5 protein-coding genes and 1 pseudogene are annotated in these 8,676 nt (G+C 53.8%); 1 reads left to right on the top strand and 5 read right to left on the bottom strand.

Annotated elements, in window-relative coordinates:
• Nucleotides 1-78 precede the first annotated feature (78 nt).
• Together MLC70_RS17875 and MLC70_RS17870 are read right to left on the bottom strand one after the other, a co-directional pair.
• Nucleotides 79-956, bottom strand: a pseudogene (locus tag MLC70_RS17875) (IS3 family transposase); the annotation flags it as partial.
• Between the two features lie 97 nt (nt 957-1,053).
• Nucleotides 1,054-1,293, bottom strand: a complete 240-nt coding sequence (locus MLC70_RS17870) for a hypothetical protein (protein ID WP_072676519.1) — start codon at nt 1,291-1,293, stop codon at nt 1,054-1,056.
• Nucleotides 1,294-1,600: 307 nt separating this feature from the next.
• Here MLC70_RS17870 and MLC70_RS17865 point away from each other — a divergent pair, with 307 nt between their 5' ends.
• Nucleotides 1,601-2,452, top strand: a complete 852-nt coding sequence (locus MLC70_RS17865; RefSeq protein ID WP_248185798.1) for an ATP-binding protein — start codon at nt 1,601-1,603, stop codon at nt 2,450-2,452.
• 87 nt (nt 2,453-2,539) lie between these two features.
• On the opposite strand, the gene MLC70_RS17860 is transcribed toward MLC70_RS17865, so the two are convergent.
• From MLC70_RS17860 to MLC70_RS17850, 3 genes are read right to left on the bottom strand one after another with little or no spacing between them, the layout of a single operon-like run.
• Entirely contained in the window at nt 2,540-5,737 is a 3,198-nt protein-coding gene (locus MLC70_RS17860) for an efflux RND transporter permease subunit (RefSeq protein WP_248185795.1), read from the bottom strand.
• Between the two features lie 14 nt (nt 5,738-5,751).
• Nucleotides 5,752-7,002 carry an efflux RND transporter periplasmic adaptor subunit gene (locus tag MLC70_RS17855; RefSeq protein ID WP_004581709.1) on the bottom strand — a complete coding sequence of 417 codons (1,251 nt, stop codon included), beginning with the start codon at nt 7,000-7,002 and terminating at the stop codon, nt 5,752-5,754.
• 24 nt (nt 7,003-7,026) lie between these two features.
• Nucleotides 7,027-8,244, bottom strand: a complete 1,218-nt coding sequence (locus MLC70_RS17850; protein ID WP_058092801.1) for a TolC family protein — start codon at nt 8,242-8,244, stop codon at nt 7,027-7,029.
• Nucleotides 8,245-8,676: the final 432 nt, after the last annotated feature.

Here is an 8,676-nt window from a genome sequence, read left to right as displayed (position 1 = left end):
GCAAATTGCAGGAAATAGAGCGCAATAAATTGGCCGCTTAAACGCGGTCATTTGGACAACTGGGTTGAAAATCGCCGACTGGCTTCCCTGATCCGAGTGGAACATGACTATCTCTGGCCGACCACGCTGTTCCCAGGCGTGATCCAGAGCTTTTACAACCAGGTCTGCATCCGGACTGGATGACATTGCCCAGCCAACAACTCGCCGGGCATACAGGTCCAGCACAACAGCCAGATAGCTCCATCGCTGGCCGCTCCAGATGTAAGTAATGTCACCACACCAGACCTGGTCGGGCTGCTCTACTGCAAACTCACGATCCAGGTGATTCGGGATATCCGGCCGTTCAACGGTGGCCTGTTTGTAGGCATGAGGGCCTGGCTGCTTACAGATCAGCCCCAGCTCGCTCATCAGTCGTCGAACTTTGAAGCGGCCGACGACAACGCCTTCCTCGCTGAGTAAGCCTTTGATTGTCCGGCTGCCGGCAGAGCCGCGACTCTTGGTAAACAGGCGGTTTACCTGAGCCTTCAGGGCCAGGCGTTCTACATCCACACGGTTCCGCCGTTGGCGGTACTCGTAATAGCTGGAACGGTTGATTTCAAACGCTTCGCAGACCAGTTCAATTGACTCCTGCTCCCCCAACTGGTCTATCAGCGCGTACGATTCATCTCGTCCGACATCAAGAGAGCGGTAGCCTTTTTTAGTATCTCCTTCTCCCGCTCAAGTCGATTGCAGCGGGCTTCCAGTTCCTGAATCCGGCGCTGTTCCGAGGTTAAGGCCTTGCCCTTCGGGGTGACACCGTCACGCTCCTCGGCCAGTTGGTTAACCCAGCGCCGGATAGCGCTTTCACCGACTCCCAGGGACACACTGGCCTGCGGAATCGTGTAACCTTGATCCAGCACCAGGCTGGCTGCTTCCTGTTTGAACTCAGGAGAAAAAGAACGTCGCTTTCTGGTCATCAGACACCTCGTTTATGGTGGTGATATTACCACCTACGTTGGTGTCCGGAATCATTGAACCACTACACTCTCACCTGACTCGCAGAAAACCAAAAAATTACTGTTTCTTCAATAGATCAGCAACTAGCTCCTTGATTACTCGATGCTCTTCCTTCAACTTCTTGACCGTCTCGCTTTCTTCAGAACGATAGTCGGAGGACCGTTCATCGATGCTCTTATCAGGGTAGCTTCTTGCCTCATTATACCTATCTGCTTGTCCGCCATTGCTGCCTGCGAGGGCTATGGAAGCCCCGGTTCCTAGAAAAGATGCTATTAAAATTACAGACACTTTTTTCATAAACAGCTCCGATATGTCATTCTATTCAACCAACGAAATTCAATCGCCTTACGCAGTTAGTAGAACATCGAAACCTTAAACACATTTGAATGTGGACGTATTTTAAAGATCTTCACATTCCGTAAACTACAGGCCCACAGCTATTCAGGCAGATTTTGACAAGACTAAACGAACGACCAAAGCACAACCCCTCTAGCGTCAGGTGAGTTGCGACACGCATCAATCCCATCTATGCTTTCAAGCTCAGTCGCCTCTCTAGCCCTCAGCTAGCTCCTCCCGCTCAATCGACCATAACTAATACCTGACCTTGCTGGCTGCCTCCGCATTATTACTTGTTGTTCTCTTGGCTCTGGTAGGCACCACTACTTACCTCGCTTTGAAACCGATCGAACACATCAAGGAAGACATGAGGAGACTGCAATCTGGCAAACAACCTCGTTTGAATCCTGACGCACCAGAGGAGTTCAGTCCGCTGATCAAACAGTTCAATAACCTACTTGAACTAGCAAGTCGTCGCCTTGACCGCCACCGCCGCCTCAATTCCGATCTTTCTCACATGGTCAAGACCTCGATCTCTGCCAATCTCGCAATCTTGTCAGACACTGGTTCATTACCTCCGTCCCGCGACGACATAGAGTTCATGACCTCCAACCTAAAGGATCTAAGCCGGTCCTTGAACTACCGCATGAGCAAGGCAGATATCTCCGGCAGGCAGATGGGGCAAACATGTTTGCCGATTGAAATAGCGAACAACGTCATTTCTGTCATGGAAAAAATCTTTCCCGATAAGAGTTTCCGTATTAATACATCCTTGCCGAATAACTTCAGTTGGCCCATGGAGCGTCAGGACCTATCAGAGTTATTCGGTAACCTGCTCGAAAACGGCGGGAAGTGGAGTCAGGCTGAGATTGACGTTTCAATAAGCCAGACCGATTCCGGGCTAACGATAGAAGTTGCAGACGACGGCCCTGGGATTACTCCAGAAGCGGCCTCAAAAGTGATGGATAGAGGTTCCCGGCTTGACGAAACCGTTTCTGGATTTGGATTGGGACTGTCCATCGTGTCCGAAATACTAGAAGACAATTTCGGACGGATGAACATTGGCCCCTCAGAAACGGGGGGCGCCAGAATTACAGTTGTGCTTCCTTTCCCAGAGTAGAGCACAACCATAATTCCTCCGCCCCGCTATGACGGAGGGACTACCCTCCCCTGCTCGCGATCAAAACTGTGTATTTCCACCTCTTTTCTACCGTTGCATATCATCGAGTTTAGCCCTTGAGAAGCGCGTGAATAGAGCCGGCAAAACAAAAAGCGTTAGGAAAGTCGCAGTCACGAGACCACCTACAATCACGCTGGCCAATGGCTTCTGGATTTCCGCACCCACGCCCGTCGACAATAGCATCGGTATCAAACCGAGTGCCGAGGTTATTGCTGTCATCAAGACAGGACGCAAACGGGAGACGGCACCTTCAAACACCGCGGCATCCACGCTTAACCCATCCTGTATTCGCTGATTGATGCTTTCGACCATAACGACTCCGTTAAGCACCGCCACACCAAACAGTGTGATAAATCCAACGGAACTGGGCACGGAAAGGTACTGGCCGGAGATCCAGAGTGAAAAGACGCCACCAATGACAGCAAGCGGTACGTTGACAAGAATCAGCAGCGCCTGACCAACCGAACTGAAAGCAAAGTACAACAACAACGCAATCAGACCCAAGGATACAGGAACCACAATGGCCAATCGCTTCTGAGCTCGCTGCTGGTTTTCAAATTGACCACCAATATCCACCGAATAGCCGGGGGGAAGGTTCACTTCTGACGCGATGGTATCTTGAATATCGGCAACCACACTGCCCATGTCACGACCCTGCACATTGGACTGAATGACCACACGGCGCTGCACGTCATCGCGGCGCACCTGAGGCGGGCCGGACTCAATAGACACATCGGCCACATCACCGAGTCTCACCCAGGCCCCGGACGGCGCTTGTAACCTGAGATCGGCAATGGCATCCCGGTCCTCCCGGAAACGTTTGGCCAGACGCACATAGATATCGTACCGCTCATTTCCGTTGATGATCTGGCCTGCGGCGGCACCACCCAGTCCATCCCGGACGACACTCATCACATCAGACACGGCGAGTCCGTACCGGGAGAGTGCCTGACGGTCAGGCTGAACCACCAACTGCGCTTCACCAGCAATCTGCTCCATGGCGACGTCTCGTGTTCCCTGAACTGTTCGGACCGCCGCTTCAATCTGCTGGCCTTTCTCCGCCAGTACGTCGAGATCCGGGCCAAAGAGTTTGATGGCCAACTGCGCACGAACACCTGACAACAATTCATCAACCCGAGTCGCGATAGGCTGAGAAAAGTTAAACAGTAGCCCCGGGTGCTGTTCGAGCTTCTCCTCAAACAGGGCCTGCAATTCGTAGCGATTACTGGCGCTGGTCCACTCCGAAGTTGGCTTTAAGCCAATATAGATCTCTATGTTGTTGACGGGCTCCGGGTCGCCCCCTATTTCTGCTCGACCAGCCCGGGACAGAGCGTAAGTCACTTCTGGAAATTCCATCAACATGGCTTCCAGTTTTGGCGCAACTTCAATCGCCGTATCAAGGCTTGATGAAGGGGCCAGCGTCACCCGGAGGTTGATCGTCCCTTCTTCCAGTTCAGGGACAAACTCAGTACCGAGTCGCGGCACGACCAAGGCCGCCAGCACAACAAGGACAGCTGCTGCACCGACAACAGAGCGGGTGTGTTTCAACGACCAGTCAAGGCCCTTGCGATAAAGCTTTTCGAGGGGCTTTAAAATGAAACTTTCCCGCTCCCGAATACCCTTGCGAAACATAAACGATGCCAAGGCCGGCACAACCACCAGAGCAACGATCACAGCGGACACGATGGCCAACATTATGCTGATCGCCATTGGCTGAAAAAGCTTGGCTTCCACACCTTCAAAGCTGAATAAAGGCATGAAAACGACCAGGATAATCGCCGTCGCGAAAAAAATTGGTCGCGCCACTTCCCGGCCTGCCTCCTGCAGTCGAAGCGCAATGCCATGGTCATCGTGTGACGCGTCCAATGGGTCAGGGTCGTTTTTCACCAATTCATCCCGACGGGCGTCATGCTCAGCATCCGGATGCGTCAGATGTTTGAACATGTTCTCGACCATAACAACAGAGCCGTCCACCAGCATGCCAATTGCCACAGCAATGCCGCCCAGAGACATCAAGTTGGCCGAGAGACCGAACCAGGCCATGATCATCAGCGCAATACCGATAGAAATCGGTATAGAAAGCAGCACGAGCGTTGTTGCCCGAAGATTCATCAGAAACAGGGCAAGCACGATCGCAATAAACACAAAAGCCAACAGAAGTGCATTGGTCACCGTCTCTACGGCCTTGGTCACCAGATCCGCCTGGTTGTAATAGGGCTCAAAACGAACCCCACTCGGAAGCGCCTGATTTATGCGATCAATGCGGGCCTCGATGCCGTCGATGGTGGCTTTTGTATTGGCCCCCATTCGTTTGAGTACAATGCCAGAAACCACTTCACCCAGTTGTTCAACCTGACCGTCTTCATCCTTCCGGGTCATGGTCACCGCACCCTGGCGAATTTCAGTGCCCAGCGCTACCTGGGCGACATCGCTCACCGTCACTGTAATGCCATCACTGGTTTTAACGGGCACTTGACGGATCTGCTCCAGCCCCTGCTCGCCATTACCCAGCCAGCCCATACCGCGAATAACCAACTGCTCCTGTCCACGGCCCATATACCAGCCCCCAACATTGGAGTTGGTGTTCTCCAGGGCGTCCATGACGTCGTTCTGTGATAAGTCATAGGACAGCATTCGCGCCGGGTTCAGATTGACCTGGTACTGGCGGACCTCTCCGCCAAACGACAGAATCTCTGTTACCCCTTCAGCAGGTATCAGCAACAGCTTGACCAGCCAGTCGTGCAAGCTGCGTAATTCCATTGCGTCGTACCCCGAATCCGGGTCCGCTATCAGCAAGTACTGGTAGACCTGGCCGAGACCGGACGTATTCGGGCCCATTTCAGGCACCCCGACCCCGTCCGGAATCAGCTCCCGCGCGGCCTGCAACCGCTCGAACACCAGTTGACGCGCGAAATAGATATCCGTGCCCTCTTTAAAGACCACGGTGACACCGGACAACCCGGTTTTGGAAATGGATCGAACCTCCTCAACATCCGGCAACGCATACATCACCGCTTCAATGGGATAGGTGATCAGCTGCTCGACCTCCTCAGCCGCAAGTCCGGGCGCCTCTGTGTTAACAGCGACCTGGACGTTTGTAACGTCAGGGAAGGCATCAAGATTCAGTTTTGGGATCTGAAACGCGGCCGTGGCGATAAGCACTGCTAGCGCAATAAGAACCAACAGGCGGTTCTGAACCGCCCAGTCGACAACTCGGTTGAACATAATGGCTCCCGGAATCAGTGGTTGTGTGGGTCAAAGCCGCCTTTGGCAATTTCAGAGGCCACAAAAAATGCGCCCCGCGAAACGATCCGTTGGCCTGCAGTCAGGCCCGAAATTTCACGGAGTCCGCCAATTGCGCGACCCAGTTCCACTTCCACAGGCTCGTACTCCCCTTCAGCCTCTTCCACATAGACCGTCCAGTCGCCATCGGCGCCTCGCATCAACGCACTCTCCGGCACCGCAAGCACCGGCTCCGTGGTTTTAAAAAGGAAATACACATCTGCAAACATTCCGGGATGAAAACGATCTTCCGGATTGTCCAGCTCCAACCGAACAATTCGCGTGCGGGTCACAGCGTCAATGGTATGAGCTTCCTGGGATACCGTTGCCACAGCTACTCGGCCTGCAACTCTTACTTCCGCTTCGGCCCCTTGCTTAAGGACAATGTCGGAGTTTGCTGGCAGGTGAGCCTCTACCCAAAGTTCGCTTTCATTAGCCAGAGTCACCAGCGGTTGGCCTGCCTCAACTCTTTGTCCTTGCTCAAACTCATCGGTCAGCACTGCGCCATCCACGCGAGCTCTGAGCGTGTATTCACCGAGACTACCTACGCCGCTGGCCTTCAACGCACCAATGTCATCATCGTTTAGCCCATAAGCAAGCAGAGTCGCCCTCGCCGCTTCAATATTCGCTTTCGCCGTATTGAACCGCTGATCACCAACCACGGAACGACCCAGCCCGCTGATTCGCTCCCATTCAGGAAAAGCCTTCCTGTAATCAGCCTGCGCCTGTGCCACCGTCTCACTGAACAGGGTTACCAGTTGCTGACCTTTGGTTACGTGCTCACCCAATTCCACGTGACGTCTCAACACCACCGAGGCAACCCGGGGGGACACGTGATAGCTGGTATAGCCGTTGGTCAGCAGCTCACCGGGAGCGTAGATTTCATAGTCAACGCGCTTGCTCTCGAGGGTTGCTACCTCAATGCCGGCGAGCTCTTTCTGTTTGGCATTGATGCTTGCGGTAGTTGATTCTTCATGACCACCATCGCTCTCCTCTTCGTGGCCATGACCTTCTTCCTCTTCATGCTCACGTTCTTCAGCATGCCCGCCCTCATGCTCATCCTCTTCACCGGTACCTTCTCGATGATCGTCGCCACCGGCGGCATGATCATGGCCCGCCTCGTTATGCGCATCTTCCTCGGCCTGCACCAATGAAGGGGGAGCTATAAACAGCGTCAATACAAATACTGAAATCAGAGTTTTTTTCATGATGACTATCCAGTTTCCAGAATATTATTGGAAGGGGGTGATCAGTTCGCCAGACTGGCTCAAGAGTTCAATCAGGCCCAGCTGCGCCAGCTTTTCCAGTTCAATACCGGTTTTCAGGCTCTCCGCGCGCTGGCCTAACGCCTGGAGATACTCAGAGGTGGAGAGGTCGCCGACCTGCCACTGCTTCTCAAGCAAATCGGCACTTCGCTGTACACGCCCCTGGGATAGTTCTTTCCATCGACGAAGTTGCTTGTCGTATCGCTTCCAGGAAGCGCGAGCGCCTGCCAGGTCATATTGTTGTTTCCGGTAGAGCGCCTGAAACCGCGCTTCGGCCTCCAGAGCCCGTCGATTCGCGGCCCGGATTTCAGCGCTGTAGTTATTACGGACGTTCAGAGGGATCGAGAATGTCAGGCCAACCACGTTCTCGCCGCCGTCACGCCCTCCGCTCAGCCCTACTGTCGGCGATGCTGTGGCTTTGCGTCTCGCAACCTCTGCCTCACTTTTCAGCACCTGCCACTCGGCTCGAGCGACTGCAATTGACGGGTGTGACAGCAGATCAGCCTCACCAATCTGGGACTCCAGCGCTGGCCATATATACTCGGGGATTCCCCCATCCTGAGGCCTCCAGTCCGGCAGACGTTCTTGAACCTGAGTTTCTGCCCGATCAACTGCGGCCTTTGCCTGGGCGACTTCGCTCAACTGACGGGATAGATTTAGAAACAGAAGCTCTGCATCGGCACGCCCCAGATCACCTGCCTGCTGGCGCTGTTCAACCTGGTCCAGCAAAGCATCCAGGCGCTGCTGTTGGGATTCAGCAATTTCCTCAAACAGCGTAGTGGCGCGCCACTCGACAAGCGCAAACAATGATTCAGACGTTTGTGTCAGAACTGCTTCGCTCAAGCCAGCTTGCGCAGACAGCCTGATCAGCTTTGCCTTCTCCTGTAATGCGCCCTGTTGATCAGACCAATCGATCGTTTGTGACAGCCCTGCCTCAAAGTTATTCTCACTGCCCGTTCTGTCTGCTCCTACGGACAACTCCGGGTTATACAGCGGTTGTTCGCTTGCCTCAGCGTCCTCTTTCCGCGCTGCCGCCTGCTCTGTCGCTGCCAGTACCTCCGGGTGCTTGCTTATCTGGCCAGTGAGCCAATTCGCCCAATTAACAGTCTCAGCTTGACCGAACAGAGGAATGGACAATAGTACTGAACACAGCAACGCCCGAGGCGAGTGCTTGCTTGCCTTCATCGACTTTCTCCCGAAGCGATTAATAGCCAAAAATCATAGGTGTAAGGCGCCTATGACGAGGCAGGAAAAGATCGAGATAATAAGTGCAAACCTTGAAATGAGTTTGAATTCGGAAAAACAGTTCAGATATGAGTCGCTAAAAACTCTTTGTAGCGCTTCTCAATGAGGCTAACCCGGATTTCTCATAGGTCCCCGGCAAGTCTCGCAGACTGAACTGGTTACCGCTATGGCCGGTCGGTTTCGGCCATGCCTGCCCAATAAGTGATCAATTCCCGTTGTCCGGACACACGGCCCCCTTTCCCCCATTGCGTCGGGCCGGGGGAGCCCGGGCTTCTATCCCGGAACCAGACGGCGTACCAGGTCAGAGAGTTCGTCTTTGTAAGGATAGGCATCACTCATCAACACCCGTATGCGCCGAGTGTTGCGAATGAT

The organism is Marinobacter goseongensis, assembly GCF_023156235.1.
GTDB lineage: Bacteria > Pseudomonadota > Gammaproteobacteria > Pseudomonadales > Oleiphilaceae > Marinobacter > Marinobacter goseongensis.
This window is presented reverse-complemented; position numbering and strand designations above follow the sequence as displayed.